Annotated in this window: 18 protein-coding genes and 1 pseudogene; 13 read left to right on the top strand and 6 right to left on the bottom strand. The window is 61.9% G+C overall.

Annotation, left to right across the window (positions count from 1 at the left end):
- The first annotated feature begins 43 nt into the window (after positions 1–43).
- Positions 44–577 carry a ribonuclease H family protein gene (locus tag CO657_RS10015; RefSeq protein ID WP_012557852.1) on the top strand — a complete coding sequence of 178 codons (534 nt, stop codon included), beginning with the start codon at positions 44–46 and terminating at the stop codon, positions 575–577.
- A 51-nt stretch (positions 578–628) separates the two neighbouring features.
- Here CO657_RS10015 and CO657_RS10010 read toward each other — a convergent pair whose 3' ends face one another.
- Positions 629–2,941 (bottom strand): NADP-dependent malic enzyme, encoded by a 2,313-nt coding sequence (locus CO657_RS10010; RefSeq protein WP_012557851.1) that lies wholly within the window; start codon positions 2,939–2,941, stop codon positions 629–631.
- A 216-nt stretch (positions 2,942–3,157) separates the two neighbouring features.
- Between CO657_RS10010 and CO657_RS10005 the strand changes: the two genes are divergently transcribed.
- Positions 3,158–4,597, top strand: a complete 1,440-nt coding sequence (locus CO657_RS10005; RefSeq protein WP_012557850.1) for an FAD-binding oxidoreductase — start codon at positions 3,158–3,160, stop codon at positions 4,595–4,597.
- Positions 4,598–4,697: 100 nt separating this feature from the next.
- Here CO657_RS10005 and CO657_RS10000 read toward each other — a convergent pair whose 3' ends face one another.
- The gene (locus CO657_RS10000; RefSeq protein WP_012557849.1) at positions 4,698–5,264 is read right to left on the bottom strand and encodes a TetR/AcrR family transcriptional regulator; all 567 of its coding nucleotides are present in this window, start codon (positions 5,262–5,264) and stop codon (positions 4,698–4,700) included.
- A 233-nt stretch (positions 5,265–5,497) separates the two neighbouring features.
- Between CO657_RS10000 and CO657_RS09995 the strand changes: the two genes are divergently transcribed.
- Positions 5,498–6,676: an efflux RND transporter periplasmic adaptor subunit gene (locus CO657_RS09995; RefSeq protein WP_012557848.1), complete on the top strand. Its 1,179-nt coding sequence runs from the start codon at positions 5,498–5,500 to the stop codon at positions 6,674–6,676.
- A gap of 5 nt (positions 6,677–6,681) precedes the next feature.
- A pseudogene (locus CO657_RS09990) lies at positions 6,682–9,835 on the top strand (multidrug efflux RND transporter permease subunit).
- A 42-nt stretch (positions 9,836–9,877) separates the two neighbouring features.
- Here the strand turns inward: CO657_RS09990 and CO657_RS09985 are convergent.
- A complete protein-coding gene (locus tag CO657_RS09985) occupies positions 9,878–10,627 on the bottom strand; it encodes a histidine phosphatase family protein (protein ID WP_012557847.1) in 750 nt (249 codons plus the stop codon).
- 187 nt (positions 10,628–10,814) lie between these two features.
- On the opposite strand from CO657_RS09985, the gene CO657_RS09980 reads away from it, so the two are divergent.
- Positions 10,815–11,657 carry a UDP-2,3-diacylglucosamine diphosphatase gene (locus CO657_RS09980; RefSeq protein ID WP_003586159.1) on the top strand — a complete coding sequence of 281 codons (843 nt, stop codon included), beginning with the start codon at positions 10,815–10,817 and terminating at the stop codon, positions 11,655–11,657.
- Positions 11,658–11,869: 212 nt separating this feature from the next.
- Positions 11,870–13,087, top strand: coding sequence for an MFS transporter (locus CO657_RS09975; RefSeq protein WP_012557846.1), 1,218 nt, complete (start codon positions 11,870–11,872; stop codon positions 13,085–13,087).
- Here CO657_RS09975 and dgcA read toward each other — a convergent pair.
- Positions 13,039–14,022, bottom strand: a complete 984-nt coding sequence (dgcA, locus tag CO657_RS09970) for an N-acetyl-D-Glu racemase DgcA (protein ID WP_012557845.1) — start codon at positions 14,020–14,022, stop codon at positions 13,039–13,041. The genes CO657_RS09975 and dgcA overlap by 49 nt on opposite strands.
- A 99-nt stretch (positions 14,023–14,121) precedes the next feature.
- On the opposite strand from dgcA, the gene CO657_RS09965 reads away from it, so the two are divergent.
- From CO657_RS09965 to CO657_RS09945, 5 genes are all read left to right on the top strand, one after another.
- Positions 14,122–15,291, top strand: coding sequence for an ABC transporter permease (locus CO657_RS09965; protein ID WP_174293571.1), 1,170 nt, complete (start codon positions 14,122–14,124; stop codon positions 15,289–15,291).
- A 1-nt stretch (position 15,292) separates the two neighbouring features.
- Positions 15,293–16,141, top strand: a complete 849-nt coding sequence (locus CO657_RS09960; protein WP_012557843.1) for an ABC transporter ATP-binding protein — start codon at positions 15,293–15,295, stop codon at positions 16,139–16,141.
- Between the two features lie 8 nt (positions 16,142–16,149).
- Complete coding sequence (locus CO657_RS09955; protein WP_012557842.1) at positions 16,150–17,520, top strand: MlaD family protein; 1,371 nt, start codon at positions 16,150–16,152, stop codon at positions 17,518–17,520.
- 24 nt (positions 17,521–17,544) lie between these two features.
- Entirely contained in the window at positions 17,545–18,156 is a 612-nt protein-coding gene (locus CO657_RS09950; protein ID WP_003586171.1) for an ABC-type transport auxiliary lipoprotein family protein, read from the top strand.
- 148 nt (positions 18,157–18,304) lie between these two features.
- Positions 18,305–19,558, top strand: a complete 1,254-nt coding sequence (locus tag CO657_RS09945) for a sensor domain-containing diguanylate cyclase (protein ID WP_012557841.1) — start codon at positions 18,305–18,307, stop codon at positions 19,556–19,558.
- A gap of 114 nt (positions 19,559–19,672) precedes the next feature.
- Here CO657_RS09945 and CO657_RS09940 read toward each other — a convergent pair whose 3' ends face one another.
- Complete coding sequence (locus tag CO657_RS09940; RefSeq protein ID WP_054183015.1) at positions 19,673–20,548, bottom strand: D-alanyl-D-alanine carboxypeptidase family protein; 876 nt, start codon at positions 20,546–20,548, stop codon at positions 19,673–19,675.
- A 310-nt stretch (positions 20,549–20,858) separates the two neighbouring features.
- Between CO657_RS09940 and CO657_RS09935 the strand changes: the two genes are divergently transcribed.
- Positions 20,859–21,521, top strand: a complete 663-nt coding sequence (locus CO657_RS09935; protein WP_003594395.1) for a hypothetical protein — start codon at positions 20,859–20,861, stop codon at positions 21,519–21,521.
- 107 nt (positions 21,522–21,628) lie between these two features.
- Complete coding sequence (locus CO657_RS09930) at positions 21,629–22,150, top strand: P-loop nucleotide/nucleoside kinase family protein (protein WP_054183016.1); 522 nt, start codon at positions 21,629–21,631, stop codon at positions 22,148–22,150.
- A gap of 23 nt (positions 22,151–22,173) precedes the next feature.
- Here CO657_RS09930 and CO657_RS09925 read toward each other — a convergent pair whose 3' ends face one another.
- Positions 22,174–22,734 (bottom strand): cysteine hydrolase family protein, encoded by a 561-nt coding sequence (locus tag CO657_RS09925; protein WP_054183017.1) that lies wholly within the window; start codon positions 22,732–22,734, stop codon positions 22,174–22,176.
- Position 22,735: the final 1 nt, after the last annotated feature.

Genomic DNA, 22,735 nt, shown 5'->3' with positions numbered 1-22,735 from the left:
TTTTCGCGATCTTATCCAGCAATCGCCCGAGACCCCGGTAAAAATGACAGGCATTCCCGATGACATCCGACCCTCCGCACCGGCATCAGGCGTACCAGAATCCCAACTGGGGCTGCACCTCTTCGCGGACGGTTGTTATGAGCCCGGTTCCGGGCATGGAGGCTGGTCGTTTGTCGCTTATCGCGATGCGGTGGAAATCGCCTCCGGCTTCGGTGGCGCTGAAGATTCCAGCAATAATTCCATGGAATTGACCGCCGTTCTCAGGGCAGCCATGTGGATCAATAGCCAAACAGCGGGCGAAGCCGCGATCATCTGGTCCGATTCCATCTATGCCGTCAAAGGCTGCAACAGCCGGCGACATATCTGGAAGAATAACGGCTGGAAGAAGAGCAGCCCGAATGGACAGGGCCGAAGGCGAACGATCGACAATGCGGAGCTCTGGAAAGCGGTCGATCTTCAGCTATCACAAAACGCCCTGGTGACCATTGCCTGGTGCAAGGGGCATTCGGGGGTTGTCGGCAACGAGCGCGCGGACGCGCTCGCCGATAGAGGACGGCTGTCGATAGCCGGCGGCTGATACGGTGCTGGCCGGTTTCAGGCGCATGTCGTTGCTCGGCCGGCAACCGGCTTACGCCGGCTGCGATGCCTCGACCACGGCGAGGGCGGCCATGTTGACGACGCCGCGGGAGGTGACCGAAGGCGCCAGGATGTGGGCGGGCAGGGCGGTGCCGAGCAGGATCGGGCCGACATGCAGGCCGTCGGTCATCGACTTGACGACGCCGAGCGTGATGTTGGCGGCGTCGAGGTTCGGGAAGACCAGCAGGTTCGCCTCGTCGTGCAGCGTCGTATCCGGCATGACGCGCTTGCGCAGTGCCTCGGTGATGGCGCTTTCGCCATGCATTTCGCCGTCGACCTCGAGATCTGGGGCGGTCTCGCGCACCAGCTGCAGGGCGTTGCGCATCTTCGTGGCGCTTTCGGATTCGCGAGAGCCGAAGTTGGAGTGCGAGACGAGGGCAGCGCGCGGGGTGATGCCGAAACGGCGGATTTCTTCGGCCGCCAGCACCGTTGCCTCGGCAACTTCCTCGGCGCTGGGATTGAAGGTGACGTAGGTGTCGGTGAAGAAGGTGGCGCCGCGCTGCGAGATCATCAGGCTGAGGGCTGAGAAATCGCGGACATTCTTGCGCTTGCCGATGATCTGGCGGACATCGCGCAGATGCTTTTCATAGCGGCCTTCCAGACCGCAGATCAGCGCATCGGCCTCGCCGCGCCTCAGCGCCAGCGCGCCGATGACGGTGGTATTGGTACGCACGATGGTGCGGGCGGCCTCCGGGATGACGCCGCGGCGGCCGACGAGGGAGAAATAGAGATCGACATATTCGCGGAAGCGCGGATCGTCTTCCGGATTGATGACCTCGAAATCCTGCAGCGGCCGGATGCGCAGGCCGTAGCGCTTCAGGCGCGTCTCGATGACCTGCGGGCGGCCAATCAGGATGGGATCGGCAAGGCCTTCCTCAAGCAGTACCTGGGCGGCGCGCAGCACGCGTTCGTCCTCGCCTTCGGAGAAGATGACGCGCTTACGCTCGGCGGCCTTGGCCGCGGTGAAGATCGGCTTCATGACGAAGCCGGAGCGGAAGACGAAGCGGTTCAACTGATCGAGATAGGCGTCGAAATCCTGGATCGGGCGGCGCGCCACGCCGCTCTGTTCGGCGGCCTTGGCGACTGCAGGCGCGATGCGCAGGATGAGGCGCGGATCGAAGGGCGAGGGGATCAGGTAATCCGGGCCGAAGACCGGGGTTTCGCCGGAATAGGCGCGGGCGGCGACATCGGACGGCTCTTCGCGGGCAAGGGCGGCGATGGCGCGCACGGCCGCCATCTTCATTTCCTCGTTGATCGTCTCGGCGCCGCAATCGAGCGCGCCGCGGAAGATATAGGGGAAGCAGAGGACGTTGTTGACCTGGTTGGCGAAATCCGAGCGGCCGGTGCAGATCATCGCGTCGGGGCGGGCGGCACGTGCGAGATCGGGCATGATTTCGGGCGTCGGATTGGCGAGCGCCATGATCAGCGGCTTGTCGGCCATCTGCGCCAGCAGTTCGGGCTTGAGTACGCCGGCGGCTGACAGGCCGAGGAAGACGTCGGCGCCGCCGATATTTTCGGCGAGCGTGCGCGTGTCGCTCTTCTGGGCATAGACGGATTTCCATTCGTCCATCAGCTCGGTGCGGCCCTCATAGACGAGGCCTTCGAGATCGTGGACCCAGATGTTTTCGCGTTTTGCACCGAGAATGACAAGCAGGTTGAGGCAGGCAAGGGCGGCGGCCCCGGCGCCTGAGGCGACGATCTTAACGTTCTCGATCGCCTTGCCGGCGAGTTCCAGTCCGTTCAGGATCGCGGCGGCGACGATGATCGCCGTGCCGTGCTGGTCGTCGTGGAAGACCGGGATCTTCATCTTTTCGCGCAGGCGCCGCTCGACTTCGAAGCATTCGGGCGCCTTGATGTCCTCGAGGTTGATGCCGCCGAAGGTCGGCTCCAGCGAGGAGACGGTCGAGACCATCTGCTCGACGCTTGCCGCGTCGATTTCGATATCGAAGACATCGATGCCGGCGAATTTCTTGAAGAGCACGGCCTTGCCCTCCATCACCGGCTTCGAGGCCAGCGGGCCGATATTGCCGAGGCCGAGCACGGCGGTGCCGTTCGAGATGACGGCGACGAGATTGGCGCGCGAGGTATATTCGGCCGCCATCTCAGGATTGTCGCGGATGGCAAGGCAAGGGGCGGCGACGCCGGGCGAATAGGCGAGCGCCAGATCGCGCTGGTTGCCGAGCGGCTTGGTTGCCTGGATTTCCAGCTTGCCGGGGCGGGGATAGCGGTGGAAGAACAGCGCCTGCTCGTCGAGATCGCCGCTTGTCAGGTTCTTTTCCGTCTTGGATTTTTCCTGGTGATCCATTGCCGCCTCCGTGCACGTCTTTTTTGAAGTTCCTCCATACATCAATCGGATACGGGCGACAGTATGGAAATGGGGGATGGGAGAAGTTTTCGCGAGGCGGGCTTCCGGTGGCTGCAGCGGCAATTAGCTAATCCTTTTGGAAAACTTGTTTGGTGATCACCGCAGGCGCAATATGCCGCCGCGACGGTGCGGGGCGCCGGTCGCATGGAGGAAATCATGGACAATTTGAACCTGACGACCCTGCAAAAGGGGCAGACGATGGTCAATGATGTGGCCATCGATGCGTTTGCCGCCGGTTTTCGCGGCAAGCTCCTGACAAGCAAGGATATGGATTACAACGAGGCCCGGGCGATCTGGAATGCGATGATCGACCGGCGGCCCGGGCTTATCGGGCGTTGCGCCGGTGCTGCCGATGTCGTGCGCGCGGTAAAGTTTGCTCGCGACAACGATCTGCTCGTTTCGGTGCGCGGCGGTGGGCACGGCATTGCCGGCAACGCCGTCTGCGAGGGCGGCGTCGTCATCGACCTGTCGGCGATGAAATCGGTGCGGGTCGACCCTGAGACGCGCCGCGCCCGGATCGAGCCCGGTGCAACGCTTGCCGATGTCGACCAGGAAACGCTGACCTTCGGGCTGGTGCTGCCGACCGGGATCAATTCCACCACCGGCATCGCCGGCCTGACGCTTGGCGGCGGCTTTGGCTGGCTGACCCGCAAATTCGGGCTGACGATCGACAATCTGGTCTCGGTCGATGTAGTGACGGCCGATGGCGAGCTGGTCAAGGCGAGCGAGACGGAAAGGCCGGACCTCTTCTGGGCCTTGCGCGGCGGCGGCGGCAATTTCGGCGTCGTCACCTCCTTTGAGTTCCAGCTCAACCCGCTGCATTCCGATGTTCTTGCCGGACTGGTCGTACATCCCTTCGCTGACGCGGAGAGAGTGCTGAGGGAATATCGGCAGGCGCTGGAAGCCGCACCCGATGAACTGACCTGCTGGGTTGTGATGCGCCAGGCGCCGCCGCTGCCGTTCCTTCCGGCCGAATGGCACGGCAAGGAGGTCGTGGTGCTCGCCATGTGCTATTGTGGAGATATCGCGGCGGGAGAAAAAGCGACGGAAAGATTGCGAGCGATCGGAAAACCGATTGCCGATGTCGTTGGTCCGGTGCCGTTCACCGGCTGGCAGCAGGCATTTGATCCGTTGCTAACGCCAGGTGCGCGCAATTACTGGAAGAGCCAGGATTTTGCCTCGCTTTCGGATGCGACGATCGAGGTGCTGCTCAACGCCGTGCGCAAGCTGCCGGGACCGGAATGCGAGGTATTCGTCGGCCATGTCGGCGGTGCGGCCGGCCGTATTGCCACCGAAGCCACCGCATTTCCGCAGCGCAGTTCGCACTTCGTCATGAATGTGCATGCGCGCTGGCGGGAGGCCGGGATGGATGCAAGCTGCACCGGCTGGGCGCGCGAACTCTTCGAGGCAACCAAGCCGCATGCTGTGGGTACCGCCTATATCAACTTCATGCCCGAGGACGAGGCCGATAGGGTGGAAATGGCCTACGGCGCCAACTACGCCCGGCTTGCCGAAATCAAGCGGCGTTACGATCCGAATAACCTGTTCCGCATGAACCAGAATGTGAAGCCGCTGGCGGCTGTGCGGGCTGCCTGAGGGGCAGCGCCACCGACAGATCGAAATCTCCGCCGCACGTTGGCCTTAAACGCGCGGCGCCATCATTATCCGCCGATGTCTCCAGCCGGTGATAAGTCGGCTACTTGTCGCGTCTCGTGAGTTCGATCAGTTCCTTCAGTACAGCGGTATCGCCGGAATCTGTGTGGTCGTCCGGCCCGAGGACGTGGGCCAGCCAGGCCCCGTCCGCCGCCAGGCGAACGATCTCGAGCCGCGTTCCGGCGTCGGTTCCTGCGTGCCTGACAAGTCGGTCATTGATCCATTTGTGCCAGAGGTTCTTGGAGTAGGGGTCGGCAAGCACGGTCATGGTCTGCGCCGACCACGGGCTGCTGTTGAGGGCGCGGTCGGCAAACAGGGTGCGGACATAGGCGCGGGTGAATGTGCCGTGGCCGCCGCTATCCCTTTCCAGTTCTTCATCGATCTCGCGGTCGAAGCTTTCCATCATGCCGTCGAAGACGGCCTTCACGAGCGCCTGTTTATTCGGGAAATGGTGAAACAGACCTCCCTTGGTGACGCCGGCGGCACTGGCGACCGCCTGCAGGCTGACGGCGGCCAGACCATGCTCCAGCGCCAGCCGGGTGGCGCAATCGAGGAGAGCCTGCCGCACGACATCCGGCTGTTTCTTTCTGTTGCGGGGGCTATCTACCAATGCATGACCTGTATTCGGGATGAGATTCGTGACGGGGAGACCGGAGGGAATGAGTATCACTCCCGGGACCGCGGGGCTACGTCGCCTCGAAAGGTGAGGTCACTATCATACCAACCGGTAGGTATCTTGCAAAGCGAAAAAAGATCGACTATCTCAGGGCTCAGGAGGCCCGCCGAACGTCATTTCGGCGGGCTGTGCTTTTTTGGACCTCAGCGGGACCATCAGGAAGGCTTATGAACATGCTTTTTCATACGAAATCATTGCGTTGCGCGCTAATGCTGGCGCTGCTGCTCTTCGCCGGCCTGCCGGCTTACGCGCAGGAAGGCGGCGCCATGCCGCCCGCTGCCGTCAGCGTGCTGACGCTCGACGCGCGTCCGGTTCCCGTTGTCAGCGAATTGCCCGGGCGCATTGCCGCGACGCGGGTTTCGGAGGTGCGGGCCAGGGTTTCCGGCATCCTGCAGGAACGGGTCTTCGAGCAGGGCAGTCTGGTTCAGCAGGGCGACGTGCTCTATCGGATCGATCCGGCTCTGTTTCGGGTTCGCGTCGCAAGCGCCGAAGCAAGCCTCGAGCGTGCCAAGGCGACGCAGTTGAATGCCCGCCAGCAGCTGGAGCGCCAGAAATCGCTGCGTGACCGCGATGTCGCAAGCGGGGTCGAATATGATGCGGCAGCCGTCGCCCTTGCCCAGGCCGATGCCGATGTCGCGCTGGCGCAGGCCGCACTCGACGAAGCGAAAATCAATCTCGGCTATACCGAAGTCCGGGCACCGATATCAGGCATCATCGGCGGTGCGCTGGTCACCGAGGGCGCGCTGGTGACGGCTGATGCCGGCGATGCGCTGGCGATGATCCAGCAGATCGACCCCGTCTATGCCGATTTCACGCAATCCTCCGGCGACTTGCTGGCGCTGAAGCGGGCGGTCGAGAACGGCAGCCTCGCCTCGACGGAAGCCGGGAAGGCCGACATCAAGCTGGTCTTCGACGACGGCACGGTCTATGGCCAATCCGGAAAGCTGCTATTCCGCAGCGCCAGTGTCGATACGACCACCGGCCAGGTCACACTGCGCGGCGAATTCCCCAATCCCAAAGGCGATCTGCTGCCGGGTCTCTACGTCAGGGTCCGCATCGAGCAGGCCGTCCGCGAGAAGGCGATCCTCATCCCGCAACGCGCCGTTATCCGCGCGGCCGATGGCAAGGCGCAGGTCTATGTCGTCGAGCAGGGAGACGTGGCGCAACCGCGCGATGTCGAGCTCAGTCAATCCTCCGGCAATGAATGGGTGGTCGAAAGCGGCTTGTCCGCAGGCGAACGCCTGGTCGTCGACGGCGTGCAGAAACTGCAGCCGGGCGCCAAGGTCGCGCCTGAGGAGTGGCGCAGTGGCGAAGTCGCGTCCGGTGACGCCAAGGAGCCGGAGTAGGATCGATGGCACGTTTCTTTATCGATCGCCCGATCTTGGCCTGGGTCTTTGCGATCTTCATCTCCATCGCCGGCCTGATCGCGCTGCCGTTCCTGCCGGTCGCCCAATATCCGAAGGTCGCGCCGCCGCAACTCAGCATCACCACCAGCTATCCCGGCGCATCGCCGCAAGACATCTATCAGGGCGTCACCCGCCAGATCGAGGAAGAGCTGAACGGGGTCGAGCACCTTTCCTATTTCGAATCGACCTCCGACACCTCGGGCGCGATGACGATCACCGCGACCTTCGCGGCGGGCACGGATATCGACCAGGCGTCCGTCGACGTTCAGAATGCCATCCGCCGTGTCGAGCCGCGGCTGCCGCAATCCGTCAAGGATCAGGGCATCACGGTCGAGGAGGCGTCGTCCGGCTTCCTGATGTTCATCTCGCTGACGTCGACGGACGGGAAGACCGACGAGGTGGCGCTCGGCGATTATCTCAACAGAAACGTCATCGGGGAATTGCGCCGTCTTGACGGCGTCGGCCGCGCGCAGCTGTTTGCCTCGCAGCGGGCGATGCGTATCTGGATCGATCCCGACAAGATGGTAGGCCTGAATCTGACGGCATCCGACATCAGCGCGGCGATTTCGGCGCAGAATGCCCAGGTGGCGGCGGGCCAGATCGGCGCAGCACCCAATCCGATCTCGCAGGACCTGACGGCGACGGTGCTTGTCAAGGGGCAGTTGACCGACAGCAAGGAGTTCGGCGACATCGTGCTGCGCGCCAATGCCGACGGGTCGAATGTCCGGCTGCGCGACGTCGCACGGATCGAGGAGGGTAGCGAGAGCTACAGCTTCTCCACCCGGCTGAACGGACAACCGAGCGCGGCCATCGCCATCCAGCTGTCGTCGACCGGCAATGCCGTCAACACGTCCAATCTGGTCAAGGCGAAGATGGAGGAGCTGTCGCGCTTCTTCCCCGACGGCGTCGAATATTCCGTTCCCTACGACACCAGCCCGTTCGTCTCGGCATCGATCGAAAAGGTGGCGCATACGCTCGCAGAAGCCGTCGCACTCGTCTTCATCGTCATGCTCGTCTTCCTGCAGAGCTTCCGCTACACCATCATTCCGACACTAGTCGTGCCCGTCGCGCTGCTCGGCACGCTTGCGGTGATGTTTGCCGCCGGCTTCTCGATCAACGTGCTGACGATGTTTGCGATGGTGCTTGCCATCGGCATTCTGGTCGATGACGCCATCGTCGTGGTCGAAAACGTCGAGCGGCTGATGGCGGTGGAAGGGCTGTCGCCGAAGGAGGCGACCAAGAAGGCGATGCGGCAGATCACCGGCGCAATCCTCGGCATCACGCTGGTGCTTTCCTGCGTCTTCGTGCCGATGGCATTCTTCCCGGGCTCGACCGGCATCATCTACCGCCAGTTCAGCCTGACGATGGTCGTCTCCATCCTGTTTTCCGCCTTCCTGGCGCTGTCGCTGACGCCGGCGCTCTGCGCCACCTTCCTGAAGCCGATCAAGGGCCATCACGAGAAGAAGGGCATCGCCGGCTGGTTCAACCGCAACTTCGACCGACTGACCAGCCGTTATGCCCGCACGGTCGAGGGACTGGCCAAGCGTTCCTGGCGGGTCATGGCGGTCTATATCGCGCTCGTCGTCGGCCTCGGCTATCTCTTCGTCAACCTGCCGAGCAGCTTCGTGCCGGATGAAGACCAGGGCTTCCTGATCGTCGACGTGCAGGGGCCGCCTGAGGCGAGCCGCAACCGCACGGTCGCCTCGCTCGAAAGCATCGAGGCGATCTTCAAGAATGAGCCGGCGGTTGCCAACGTCGTCGCGATCCAGGGCTTCAGCTTTTCGGGGCAGGGGCCGAATGCCGCCCTGGTCTTCGTCACCCTCAAGGACTGGGCCGAACGCGGCGCCGGCAATTCGGTGCAGGAGATCTCCAATCGCGTCAACATGCAGCTGTTCGCGTTGAAGGACGCGACCTCCTTCGCGCTGTCGCCGCCGCCGATCGAAGGCTTCGGCACCACCAACGGCTTCACCTTCCGCCTGCAGGATCGTGGGGGCAAGGACCAGGCGGCACTGACCGAGGCGGCGGGAATGCTGCTCGGCAAGGCATCCGGGAACCCCATCATCGCCGGGATCCGGCCGGAAGGCATGCCGGATTCGGCCCAGCTGGTGCTCGTCATCGATCGCGAAAAGGCCAATACTTTCGGCGTCGCCTTCGCCGACATCAACAGCACGATCACCGCCAATCTCGGCTCGAGTTACGTCAACGACTTCCCGAACTCCGGCCGCATGCAGCGCGTCATCGTGCAGGCGCAGGACAAGAGCAGGCTTCAGGCCGAAGACCTGATGAAGCTTAAACGTCCGCAATGCGAGCGGCGGCATGGTGCCGCTCTCATCCTTCGCGGTCGCCGAGTGGCAGAAGGGGCCGGCACAGATCGTCGGTTACAACGGCTATCCCTCCGTTCGCATTTCGGGCGCTCCGGCGCCGGGATATTCATCGGGCGCGGCGATTGTCGAAATGGAACGGCTGGCCTCCGAGCTTCCCGACGGTTTCGGCTTCGAATGGACCGGCCAGTCGCTGGAGGAGCTCAAATCGGGATCGCAGGCACCGTTCCTCTTCGGCCTCAGCATCCTTTTCGTCTTCCTGCTGCTGTCGGGGCTATACGAGAGCTGGTCGATCCCGCTGTCGGTGATGCTGGTCGTGCCGCTCGGGGTCATCGGCTGCGTGCTCGCGGTGATGAGCCGCGACATGTCCAACGACATCTACTTCAAGGTCGGCCTGATCGCGATCATCGGTCTCTCGGCGAAGAACGCCATCCTGATCGTCGAATTCGCCAAGGACGGCTTTGCCGAGGGCAAATCGCTGATGGATGCCGCGATCGAAGGCGCTCGCCTGCGCTTTCGGCCGATCATCATGACCTCGCTCGCCTTCACCTTGGGCGTGGTGCCTCTGGCGATTGCCACCGGGCCAAGTGCTGCCAGCCAGAATGCGATCGGCACCGGCGTGCTCGGCGGCATGATCTCGGCGACGGTGCTGGCGATCTTCTTCGTTCCCGTCTTCTTCGTCTTCGTGCTGCGTCTGTTGAGGACGAAGCGGCCGGAGACCGTGAACGAGGAGGCGCCGGCCGGGCAGGAACCGGCAACGGCGACGTCGCCGACCTAAGATGAAGAGTTGGCGGGTTGCCTCGCGTGATCCGCCGGAGACCTACCCGCCAGGTTTTGGCGTGATCGTCACGTCGGCGCCATAGGCGTCGCGCAGTTCATTTTCCTGTCCGGGCTGCCGGTCGGCGGCCTGGTGCAGCAGGATCGACGCGTATCCTTGCAGGCGAGTCCCCTCGATCAGGGTGATATCGGCATTTCCCGGGTTGTCGGAACGCTCGAACCACTCGACGGGGCGGTGCAGAAAATTCATTTCGACGGCCCGGTTGGTGACGCCATGGCCGACGATCACCACGTTGTGGCTGCTGTTTTCGGCGTCGCGCATGACGGTCTGGAGGAAGAGGCGCACGCGCTGGGCTACATCCGCCCGGCTCTCGCCGTCCGGCGGCCGGGCGTAGAACTTGCCGCTGTTGCTGCGCAGCCTCGCCCATTTTTCGAATTCTTCGGGAAATTTCTGCTTCTGTTCGGCGTGGTCATAGATTTCGGTGAAAAGACCGAAATCCTGCTCGCGCAGCAGGTAATCCTCCCGGATCTCGCCGACGAAGCTTTCCGGCAAGGCTGTGAGCAAGGCATCCTTGCTCTGTCGCGTCCTGAGGAATGGCGAGTACCAGATCTGCAGCTTGCCGAAATCCGCACCCGGCAATGCCTTCAAATAGGAGGCGATGGCGCTGCCGGCTTCCACCGCCTGGCGATGGCCCCACTCAGTCAGCGGCACGTTGTGATCGCCGAATTGGCGATAGGCCTGTTCGTTGAGGTTGCCGAGAGATTCGCCGTGGCGAACGAGAAAGAGACGCATCAGCCATCCCGCATTGTCGGATATGGAATCGCCGTCATCATGAACGCGCTTGATGGAGAGAGCAATATTGCCGCGAGGGTGCAGCCAGGGCACGCAACCTGCCTGCGTAACACCGGCTTTGCGGGGCTTTTCCCCAACTTGTCATCTTCCTGAAACACGAGTCTGGTTTTGGAAGGCTAGATGAAAGATGGGGCATGAGCGACAGCTCGTGATAGACATGATGGAACCCAGACATTTCCGCACGCTCTTCATTTCCGATGTCCATCTCGGCTCGAAGGCCGCGAAGGCTGATTTCCTCCTGGATTTCCTGCGCCACCACGAGGCCGATACGATCGTGCTTGTCGGCGACATCGTCGACGGCTGGCGCCTGAAGCGCAGCTGGTACTGGCCGCAGGTCTGCAACGACGTCGTCCAGAAGCTGTTGCGCAAGGCGCGCAAGGGCACGCGCGTCGTCTATATTCCCGGCAATCACGACGAATTTCTGCGCGACTTCCCGGGCATGCATTTCGGCGGCATCGAGGTGGTCGAGCGGATGATGCATGACGGCGCCGACGGCAAGAAATATCTGATCCTGCACGGCGACGAATTCGACGTCGTCGTCCGCAACGCCCGTCTGCTCGCCTATCTCGGCGACTGGGCCTACGATACGGCGATCCGCATCAACCTCCTGCTGGCGGCCGTGCGCCGCCGTCTCGGCATGCCCTACTGGTCGTTTTCGGCCTGGGCGAAGCTGCAGGTCAAACATGCCGTCAACTTCATCGGCGAGTTCGAGCGTGTCGTGGCGGAGGAAGCCCGCAAAAACGGTGCCGACGGCGTCATCTGCGGACACATCCATCATGCCATCATCCAGGACATGGACGGCATCCGCTACATCAATACGGGCGATTGGGTGGAAAGCTGCACGGCTGTTGCCGAGCATGAGGATGGCACTTTCGAACTGATCACCTGGCGGGCGCTCGCCAGCAGCGTGCCGGCGCTTGCCGCCATTGAAATGCACGACGAAGGCGAACTGGCCCCGCAAGCGGCATGATTTTAGGGCCGCATAATTTTACAGCCGCCTGATTTAGGGCGGCTTGATTTTGGCGCCGGCGCATCTGCGTTCGCGCTCCCAGTGATTTAGCCGTTACCGTCAGGCGACAGGCCCTATTTATTTTCTAAAACGTTTCAGTGTGGCTATTTCTCGCAATAGTCGCCTCCTGGGTGGTGTGTTAGGACAACGACCAGTTTCCTTCAGGTCCACCAATGATTCCCGCTCAACATTCCCCGGGTGAGGGAGCGCCGCCGCGCTTCCGGCTGCTCAGCGCGCTTTCCTATTGCGCACCGCTGCTCGTCAACGGCATCGTTCTGCCGTTCTTTCCGGTCTGGCTCGCGACCCACAGCTTCAGCGACCACGAGATCGGCATCATCCTTGCCATACCGATGGTGGTGCGCGTGCTGGTGGCGCCCGTCGTTGCGATGATCGCCGACCGTCTGAAGGAGCGCGCCGACGTGCTGCTCTGGTCAGGCAGCCTGTCGCTGCTGACGGCGATCGCGCTTTTCTGGACCACGAGCTTCTGGCCGGTGACGATCGTCTATGCGCTGCAGGGCGCCACCTTCGCGCCCTATGTGCCCGTCGTCGAATCGATCGTCATTTCGGGCGTGCGCCGCTGGGGGCTCGATTACGGGTCGATGCGCGTCTGGGGCTCGATTGCCTTCATCGTCTCGACACTGGTCGGTGGCCAGCTGATCAGCCGTTGGGGCGGTGGATTGGTGCTCGACGTCATGGTGTTCGGCTTTGCCATGACCGTTGTCATGGCGATCTTCTGTCCGCGCATCGGGCCGACGCGGCGGCGCGGTCAGCCGATCAACATTCCGGCCGCCACCGGCAGCGGACTGCGCGAGCCGCATTTGCTGCTGCTGTTGATCGGTGTCGCCATCCAGCAGTCGAGCCATGCGGTGCTCAACGCGTTTTCGTCGATCTACTGGCATCATCTCGGCTTTTCCGGCACGGAGGTCGGCCTGCTCTGGAGCGCCGGCGTTGCTTCCGAAGTGACGGTGTTCTTCCTGTCGAAGCGTCTCAACCGGCGCTTCGACGCCTGGACGCTGATCCGCTTCGGCTGTGCCGTCAGCGTCTGCCGCTGGATCCTGTTTCCCATGAATGCGGGTTTTGCCGGGTTTTTCCTGCTGCAGTGTTTCCATGGCTTCACTTATGCCTTCGTTCATACCGGCGTGCAGCGGCGGATCATGGCGACGGTGCAGGAGACGCAGGAATCCTCGGCGCAAGGCGCCTACTTCTTCTATGTCGGCATGGCGATGGCGCTGATGACGCTGGCGTCGGGTTATCTCTATGCCTGGCTCGGCGTCGTCAGCTATTACGTCATGGCGCTGGTCGCATTCTCCGGCCTCGGTCTGGTCATCTCGGCCTACTACCTTCAGCCCCAGAGCGTGCTTTCGGGCGGAAAGACCAGGGAGGCGGCGTAGCGCAAGCCGGGTTCGCGGTCGCGGGCAAGCAGCAGCGGGCCGTCGAGATCGACGAAATCGGCATTCTGGGCGAGCAGCACCGCCGGCGCCATGGCAAGCGAGGTGCCGACCATGCAGCCGATCATGATGCTGAAACCAAGCCGCTCGGCTTCCGCCTTCATCGCCAGGGCTTCCGTCAGGCCGCCGGTCTTGTCGAGCTTGATGTTGATCGCGTCATAGCGGTCGGCAATGCTTGCAAGATCGCCGGTATGGTGGACACTTTCGTCGGCGCAGACGAGGAGCGGGCGGCGGATTTCGGCAAGCAGTGCGTCGCGGCCGGCCGGCAGCGGCTGCTCGACGAGAGCCACACCGGCTTGCGCCGCGATATCGAGATGACGTTCCAGCACCGCTTCCGGCCAGCCCTCATTGGCATCGAGGATGATTGTTGCATCGGGCGCGGCGGCGCAGACGGCGCGGATGCGGCTTTCATCGTTGCCGGTGCCGACCTTGACCTTGAGCAGCGCGCGACCGGCATGTTCGCGCGCCTTTGCGGCCATCACCTCCGGTTCACCGAGCGAAATGGTATAGGCGGTGGTGAGCGGCTTCAAATCGGCAAGGCCGAGGCGGGCCGCAACGGTTTCACCCGTTCGTTTGGCCTCGAGGTCCCAAAGGGCGCAATCGACGGCATTGCGGGCAGCGCCCGGCGGCATCGCCGACAACAGGTCGCGGCGCGAGATCCCGGCCTCGACCAGCGGACGCGCGGCTTCGATCTGGGCGAACACGCTCTCCATGGTCTCGCCGTAGCGGCGATAGGGCACGCATTCGCCAAGCCCCCGCACACCGTCTTCGGCAAGCGTGCAGGTAATCACCTCGGCCTCGGTCTTGGCGCCGCGCGAGATGGTAAAGGCTCCGGCAATCGGAAAGGAATTCATCTGGATATTGAGGGTGCGCGGCATTATTGCTGTCCTGTGAGCATGGAAATCGCACGTTGCTTCTGTATATTGACGCGCCGGGCGGCGAAGGATCCGCCGAGTCGGCGATGTCGCCCTTAAGCCTTGAAAGACATAAGTATCTTGAACGCCGAGAATCGCAACGTTGCCTCACTTGACGTGGACGACCAATCCGGTGGTTCGGGGCAGCATGTGCGTCTTAAAGGCAACTGGCGCAGCGCCTATGTGCATTTCGTGCTGCGCGACTTCGAGAAGCTGTTGCACCAGAAGGCCGGCGACCTGACGGTCGATCTCTCCGACATTACCGATATCGATACCGCCGGGATCTGGCTTCTGTGCCGGCTGAAGAAGGAAGAGGAGGCCGCCGGCCGAACCGTCCGCTTCGAAGGCACCAATCCGCATATCGATGAAATGCTGGAGATGTTTTCCGAGGAGCCGGCCAAACCGGAGCCGGAGCTGAAAGAGAAGGTCTCGCTTGCCGCGCGCATCCTCGCGCCGATCGGCAGGATGACCTACGACATCTGGGACAATTTCGCCGCCGCCATGTATATCCTCGGCTCGGCGGTGCGCGGCGCGCAGATGAAGTTCGGCCGCGGCAGCGGCGTTTCACCGGCCTCGATCGTCAACCAGATCGACCACATGGGCGTTCGCGCCGTTCCAATCATCCTTCTGATGTCGTTTCTGATCGGGGCGATCATTGCCCAGCAGGGCGCCTTCCAGCTGCGCTACTTCGGCGCCGAGGTCTTCGTCGTCGATCTCGTCGGCATCCTGCAATTGCGCGAAATCGGCGTGCTGTTGACCTCGATCATGATCGCCGGCCGTTCGGGCAGCGCGATCACCGCTGAAATCGGCTCGATGAAGATGCGCGAGGAAATCGACGCGCTGAAGGTGATGGGGCTGAACCCGATCGGCGTGCTGATCTTCCCGCGGCTGGTGGCGCTGACCATCGCGTTGCCGCTGTTGACGGTGCTGGCGAATTTCGCCTCGCTTGCCGGTGCGGCCGCCGTCGCCTGGGGTTATTCCGGCATCACCTTCGCCAACTTCCTGTCGCGCCTGCACGAGGCGGTCACGCTGTCGACGGTGCTCTCCGGCATGATCAAGGCGCCGTTCATGGCGCTGGTCATCGGCATCGTCGCCGCCGTCGAAGGGCTCAAGGTCGGCGGCAGCGCGGAATCGCTCGGCCAGCATGTGACGGCCGCGGTGGTAAAGGCGATTTTCGTGGTCATCCTGATGGACGGGCTTTTTGCGATGTTCTATGCAGCGATCGACTTCTAGCATGGCGAATCGCGTGGAAAAACCGATCGATACGGAAGACAGGGACGACAAGAACGAGAGGGACATCGTGCTCTCGGCGCGCGACGTTACCGTCGCCTTCGGCTCCAAAGTGGTGCTCGACAATCTCAACCTCAATATCTATCGCGGCGAGATCCTCGGCTTCGTCGGCGCGTCGGGCACCGGCAAATCGGTGCTGATGCGCACCGTGCTCCGGCTGCTGCCGCGCCGTTCCGGCACGATCAAGATCCTCGGCCAGGATTTCGACGAACTCGACGAGCCGCAGCGCAACGCGCTCGACATGCGGCTCGGCGTGCTGTTTCAGCAGGGCGCGCTGTTTTCGTCGCTGACGGTCAAGGAAAACATCCAGGTGCCGATGCGCGAATATCTCGACCTGCCGCGCTCGCTGATGGACGAACTGGCGCATCTGAAAATCCGCATGGTCGGGCTCGCGGCCGATGCCGCCGACAAATACCCGTCCGAACTGTCCGGCGGCATGATCAAGCGCGCCGCCCTTGCCCGGGCGCTGGCACTCGATCCCGAACTCGTCTTCCTGGATGAGCCGACCTCGGGTCTCGACCCGATCGGCGCTGCCGAATTCGACGAGCTGATCGCCAACCTGCGCGATAGTCTGGGACTGACCGTGTATATGGTGACGCATGACCTCGACAGCCTGTTTTCGGTCTGCGACCGTATTGCCGTGCTCGGAAAGAAACAGGTAATGGTTGAAGGCACGATCGACGACATGCTGGCCTATGACGATCCCTGGGTGCAGGCCTATTTCAAGGGTAAACGGGCGCGGGCGATCGTGCCGCAGGATGATGGCGCGCGGCACGGCGGCAGCGGGAAGTGATCGGATAAATGGAAACCAAAGCCAATTACACGATTGTCGGTTTTTTCACGGTGCTGGTGATCGCGGCGGCCTTCGGCTTCGTCTACTGGATGGCCGAATATGGCCGCGGCGGCCCGATGACCGAGCTGATCGTGCGTATTCCGGGTTCGGCCAACGGCCTCAGCGTCGGCTCGCCGGTGCGCTTCAACGGCATTCAGATCGGCTCGGTGCAGACCCTGTCGATCGATGCCGACGATCCGCAATATTCACTGGCGTTCACCCAGGTGCGCACCGATGCGCCGATCTATCCGTCGACCAAGGCCGCTCTTGAAATCCAGGGCCTCACGGGGGCCGCCTATATCGAACTGTCGGGCGGCCGCAAGGGCGAGGAAAGCATCCTCCAGCATGCGATCGACAACGGCAAACGCGCCGTCATCGTCGCCGATCAATCGAGCGTCACCAATCTTCTGGCGACAGCCGACAAGATCCTCGATCGCGCCAACGACGCGGTCGGTGAACTTCAGGGTTTCATCGAGGATTCACGCGCGCCCCTGACCCAGACGTTCAAGAATGCCGAGACGTTCTCGGATGCGCTTGCCAAGAATTCCGGCAATATCGACGCCTTCCTGCAGAGCGTGGGTGAGCTTTCCAATACGGTGAAGGCGGTCTCCGGTCGTGTCGATTCGACGCTTCAAGCTGTGGAATCGCTGGTCAAAGCGGTTGACGCGAAGAAGATCGACAACATCGTTTCCAACGCCGACAAGATCACCGCCAATGTCGCCGATGCCTCGGGCGACCTTAAGGGGGCGATCCAGAAGTTCGACCAGACGGCCACCACCTTCAACGATTTCGGCAAACAGGCACAGGCGACGCTCGACCGCGTCGACACGCTTGTCGCCCAGATCGACCCCGCCAAGGTGAAGGGCTCGGTCGACGACATCGCGCAGGCGACCAAGGATGCGCGTGCCGCCGTTGCCTCGATCCGCGACGTCGCCAATACGGTTTCGGGGCGTCAGAAAGATATCGACCAGACCATCCAGGACGTCTCGCAGCTTGCCAACAAGCTGAATTCGGCCTCGACCCGGATCGACGGCATTCTCATCAAAGTCGATGCCTTGCTGGGAACCGACAACACGCAATCGCTGTTTACCGAGGCGCGCGATACGCTGGAATCCTTCAAGAAGGTCGCCGACAACCTGAATGCGCGCATCGGGCCGATCGCCGACAATCTGCAGAAATTCTCAAGCGGCGGTTTGCGCGACGTGCAGACGCTCGTCAACGACATGCGGGGAACCGTCAACAATCTGAACGACACGATCACCAACTTCGACCGCAATCCGCAACGCCTGATCTTCGGCGGGGACACGGTCAAGCAATATGACGGCCGGACGCGGCGTTAACTGGGAAGTCAGGGGTAGCCTAATATGGTCGCATCGCATCTGTTGTCGCGCCGTTCATGGATCAGGGGAACGGTGATCGCGCTGCCGCTGACGGCGCTGATCCTTTCGGGGTGCGGCACCGCGGCCAAGAACGATACCTATGATCTATCCGCTGCCGTTGACGGTGACGGACCCGCGGCCAAATCTCGCCAGATCCTGATCGCTTCGCCAACGGCGCTGAATGCGGTCGGCAGCGAGCAGATCGTCATCCGCGTTTCGCCATCGGAAATTCAGTATCTCTCTCGGGCGCAATGGGGCGACAAGCTGCCGCGCATGGTGCAGTCGAAGCTGGTCGAAGCCTTCGAGAACTCCGGCAAACTCGGTGGCGTCGGCATACCGGGGCAGGGACTGGCGATCGACTATCAGGTCGTCACCGATATTCGCTCCTTCGAGATCGACGCTTCGAACGGCAACCAGGCGGTGGTCGAAATCTCCGCCAAGATCCTCAACGACCGCAACGGCTCGGTGCGCGCCCAGAAGGTGTTCCGTGCCGTGGCGCCGGCCGGCGGCGATAACGCTGGCTTCGTGAAGGGTCTGGACCGCGCCTTCTCCACGGTTGTCTCCGAGATCGTCAACTGGACGCTTCGTTCAATCTGAGATGGCGTTTGGCGATCGCCGCGTCGACATCGAGGGTTGCCGATTTCGAAAAATATGCGGCCCCATGGCGGCAGGGCTGCCATCGTATTCAATTTCTTCATGAATTTGTGGAACGCATCATGTTATCGCTGTCAGGAGGCATGCTTGCATGGGGGTCGCACGAGTATTCGGAAAGTCGTCGTCTGAGGCGATCCAGCGCGATAACGACCGACTGGCTGCGCTGCAGCAGCTTGATCTTCTCGACACGCCGCGGGACGAAGGATTTGAGCGGATCGTCCGCCTGATAAAGCAGATCTTTTCCATCGACATAGGCATCGTCTCCCTGATCGATGCGCACCGGCAATGGTACAAGGCCTGCTCCGGCCTCGCCGCCGACGAAGTGTCGCTCGACGACACGTTCTGCCGCTGCGTGGTGGACTGCGACGAGCCCGTTATCGTGCAGGATGCGACCAAGGACGCGCGCTTTTCAAAACATTCTGCGGTGACCGGCGAGGACCATATCCGCTTTTATGCCGGCGTTCCGTTGCGAACGAAGGCCGGGCATATGATCGGAACGGTCTGCGCGATCGACCGCCGGCCGAGATCGTTCGGCAGCAGAGATCTCGATATTCTTCAGGAGCTGGCGGGGGCGGCGATGGACCGCATCGAACTCGTGCAGTCGGCCGCCACCGACAGCCTGACCGAGGCGATGACGCGGCGCGCTTTCAAGCAGGAAGCCGATCAGCTGATTTCGCTCGCTTTGCGGCATCAGCATGATCTGTCCTGCATCGCCTTCGATATCGACCATTTCAAGAAGGTGAACGATACCTATGGGCATGCCGCGGGAGATGCGGTTCTCAAGGCGGTTGCCTCGATTTGCAAGGCGACCCTTCGCGCCGGCGATCTGTTCGGGCGTATCGGAGGCGAGGAATTTGCCGTCATCCTGCCGCATGTCGACCGGGAAGGGGCTTTCGCCGTCGCCGAAAAGCTCAGAGCCGCCATCGCCGCGCAGCCCATTCGCGGCGATCACGGCTCCTTGAATGTCACGGCGAGCTTCGGAACGTCGGCGCTCTCGATCGTCAGCAAGGAGATCGAGACGCTGTTGGCTCAGGCGGATGCCGCGATGTACCAGGCCAAACATGCGGGACGAAATCGTTGTGTGTCATGGAGTTCCATCCACGCCGATCACGCTATCGGCGCGCGGCGGCGAGTGCTGAAGGCGGGATCGATCCTGTTCAACGATCGACGCTCGACCATCGACTGCACCGTCAAATCCATCGGCTCGGAAAGCGCCGGTATTTCGGTTTCCAGTTCGGCCGGCATTCCTTCCGAGTTCATTCTTGCCATTAAGGGAGAAGGATTCGAAACGAATTGCCGGGTGATCGCTCAGGACCGGCAGCACCTGGAAGTGGCCTTCAGATAGCTGGAGCAATGCCAGGAAAAGTGCAAAGCGGTTTTCCGTCCGGAATTGCGTAGAAACAAAAACGAGGGCGGTTCTGCGCTTCTGTCAAAAGCTGAACCGTTCTCGGACAGCAGCCTATTTCGTCGGCTGCGCATCCGTCATCGTCGCTCCGGGCTGTTTGCCTGGCATCGTGGAGGCCGTGGCGGTCGAGGACGACGGCAGCGTGCTGTCCAGCAGGCCGGCCATCTTGTCGTCGCGCAGGCTCGCTGTCTTTTCGCCCATGACGACGCCGACAACGCGGCGACCGTCCTTCAGCGCCGATGTCACGACATTATAGCCCGATGCATCGGTATAGCCGGTCTTGATGCCGTCGACGCCGTCATAACGATACATGAGGTTGTTGTGACCGCGCAGCTTCATGCCGCGGAACTGGAAGCCGCGCATGGAGAAGAGCTTGAACTCCTCGGGAAAGTCCCGCATCAGCGAAATGCCGAGGGTCGCCATATCTCGTGCCGAGGTGACCTGCTCGGGATCGGGAAGGCCTGAGGGGTTCCTGAAGACCGTATTCGTCATGCCGAGCTGGCGCGCCTTGTCGGTCATCGCTTTGGCAAAAGCCTGTTCGGAGCCGCCGAGCTGTTCGGCGATCGCCACGGCCGAGTCGTTGGCGGACAAGACGACGATGCTTTCGACCGCTTCGCGCAGCGTCACCTGGCGGCCGGCGCCGACGGCGAGCTTGAACGGCTCCTTGCTCTCGGCATTTTCCGACATGGTCAGCTTCTGGTCCCAGTTGAGGCGTCCCTCATGCAGGGCCTCGAAGGCGAGGTAGAGCGTCATCATCTTGGTCAGCGACGCCGGATAGTTCAGATCGTCCTGATTGGAGGCTTCGAGAACCTGACCGGACTGCACATCGACGACGAAGCTTGCCTGGCCGGCCTCGGCCAGGGTGAACGCGCCCAGCAGAACGGCGGAAGAGAGCGCGGTGGCAAGGAGCCGGGAGGTCGTCTTGGTCATCGATGTTACTGTCTCTGTCATTGAAAGGTCGGGCGTTGGAAGGTCGGGCGTTGGAAGGTCGGGTCAGCCGTTGGCTAAACGCAAGCGGATCGAGAAAGTTTGTGACGAAATGAAGGACAGGCGGCAATAAAAAAGCCCAATCCACAGCTGATTCATTTTGTCTCACCGTCGTGGCTTTTGACAAAGGCGCGGGCGGCACGCCCCTGCCGCTGTTCACGGATTTTCCGCAGCCCTTTGAATTGCTGCATAATTCCGATTTAAGAGATTATACAGTAGGAGACAGCGTTATGCTGCGAGGGGTGGGATTTCTATGATGCGTTCGGCAATGGTTTTGGTCGTTGGCATATGTGTGCTTGTTTTCTCAACTTTTTCCGTCTTTGCAGGTCGCTCCGTCCCGCGTTCGCTGGTTCCTCAAATGTTTCTGTATGAAGAGAAACCGGAGATGGCACAGCCGACGACTGTTCCCGGTTCTGTTACTTGGTCAATCGATATGCGCACCGACGCCAACGGGCGCTCCGATCCTGTTGTCCAAGCGCACATTGCTGTGCCGACGCGTCGCCTCACTGCAGTGCTGACACTGGAACGGAATGCAGATCCCTCCGTTTCCGCAAGCCACCTCATCGAATTGTCGTTTCAGATTGCGCCAGGATTTAAGGGAGGCGGAATTTACAGTCTTCAGCGCATGTCAATGAAGGCGACGGAGAGCGATCGCGGCGAGGCATTGATTGCCGTGCCCGCCAAGGTCACAGACAATCTTTACATGCTGGCGCTCAATGATCTGCCTGAAGCTCGTGCCAGGAACCTTGAACTGCTTGAACGCCAATGGATCGATTTGCCGATTTTCTATCAGAACGGCAAACGAGCACTGCTGACGCTTGAGAAGGGTGCCGATGGGGAACGTATATTCAATCAGGCCATCCAGGCTTGGACCGCTAAGGATCTTGCCGCGGCTGCAGCCGGTAATGCACAATAGAAGACATTAGCAGTAAATCTGGTCGGCAAACCGCTGCCGGCCTCCACGGCTAAAACTGTCGTATCCCCTTGCCTGACATGCATTTATTGAACAATGGGTGAGAAGCCATGCTGATTATCTTTGGCGGTTTGCCGGGTAGCGGGAAAACGACTGTTGCCCGCGCGCTCGCGAAACGGCTGGGGGCCGTATACGTGCGGGTGGACACGATCGAGCAGGCGATCAGAGTGTCGGGTGGTGACCCTGTAGGAGACGTCGGTCCGGCAGGGTATGTCGTCGCCTATGGGGTTGCCGAGGACAATCTCACCCTCGGCCGCGTGGTGATTGCCGACTCGGTCAATCCGCTTGACATAACCCGCGGCGCCTGGCTGGCGGTCGCGGCGCGGTCCGGTGTGATCGCGGTCGAAGTGGAAGTGATCTGTTCCGACAAGATCGAGCACCGCCGCCGGGCCGAGACGCGGAAAACGGATGTGGAAGGTCTGGTGAAACCGACGTGGCAGGAAACCGTCGAGCGAGAATATGACGATTGGGGGCAAAGGCCGATCATTGTCGATACGGCTGTAAGGGATGTGCCGGAGGTCGTCGAGGCGCTGATCGTCAAGTTGAGGAGCGATCGCCTGCTTCCGATTTGATGTCGGCTGTTGCTCCCGGAGCCTTATGAAAAGTGAATGTCGGCGGCGGGACGGATATCGACGATCGCCTTGCCGGCGTCGAAACCGTCGAGCGTTTCATTGTGGTGGGCGACAATCTCGGAGAAGGTGAGGGTCGCCGTATCGCCCGTCGTGTGACCGTCGGCTATCAGCGTCACGTCATATCCGAGTGACACGGCGCGCCTGACCGTCGTGTCGACGCAGAATTGCGACATGCAGCCGCCGATGACGAGATGGGTGACTGAGCGTTCGTCCAGGCGTTCGGCAAGGTCTGTCTCGAAGAAGGAGTCGGCGCTTTTCTTGCGCACGACGACCTCGCCTGGTTCCGGGGCAATCTCCTGGCGCAGCGCCCACCCCGGCGTGCCGACGGCCAGTCGATGGCCGCTATCGCCGTCATGTTGGATCAGCACGACCGGCGCGCCCGCCTGCCTGGCTTTTTCTTGCAGCGTGGCCAGCCGCGCGACGGTCTCGTCGAGTGCGGCATCAATCCGAGGCTGCCGCTCCGGTGATGCTTTTCCGGAGACGATCGCATTCTGCACGTCGATGATCAGAAGGGCCTGGGTCATT

Origin of the sequence: Rhizobium acidisoli, from assembly GCF_002531755.2 — a bacterium.
In the GTDB taxonomy this organism is placed as follows: Bacteria; Pseudomonadota; Alphaproteobacteria; order Rhizobiales; family Rhizobiaceae; genus Rhizobium; species Rhizobium acidisoli.
The sequence above is the reverse complement of the archived record's forward strand: the minus strand, read 5'-3'. Positions and strand labels throughout refer to the sequence as shown.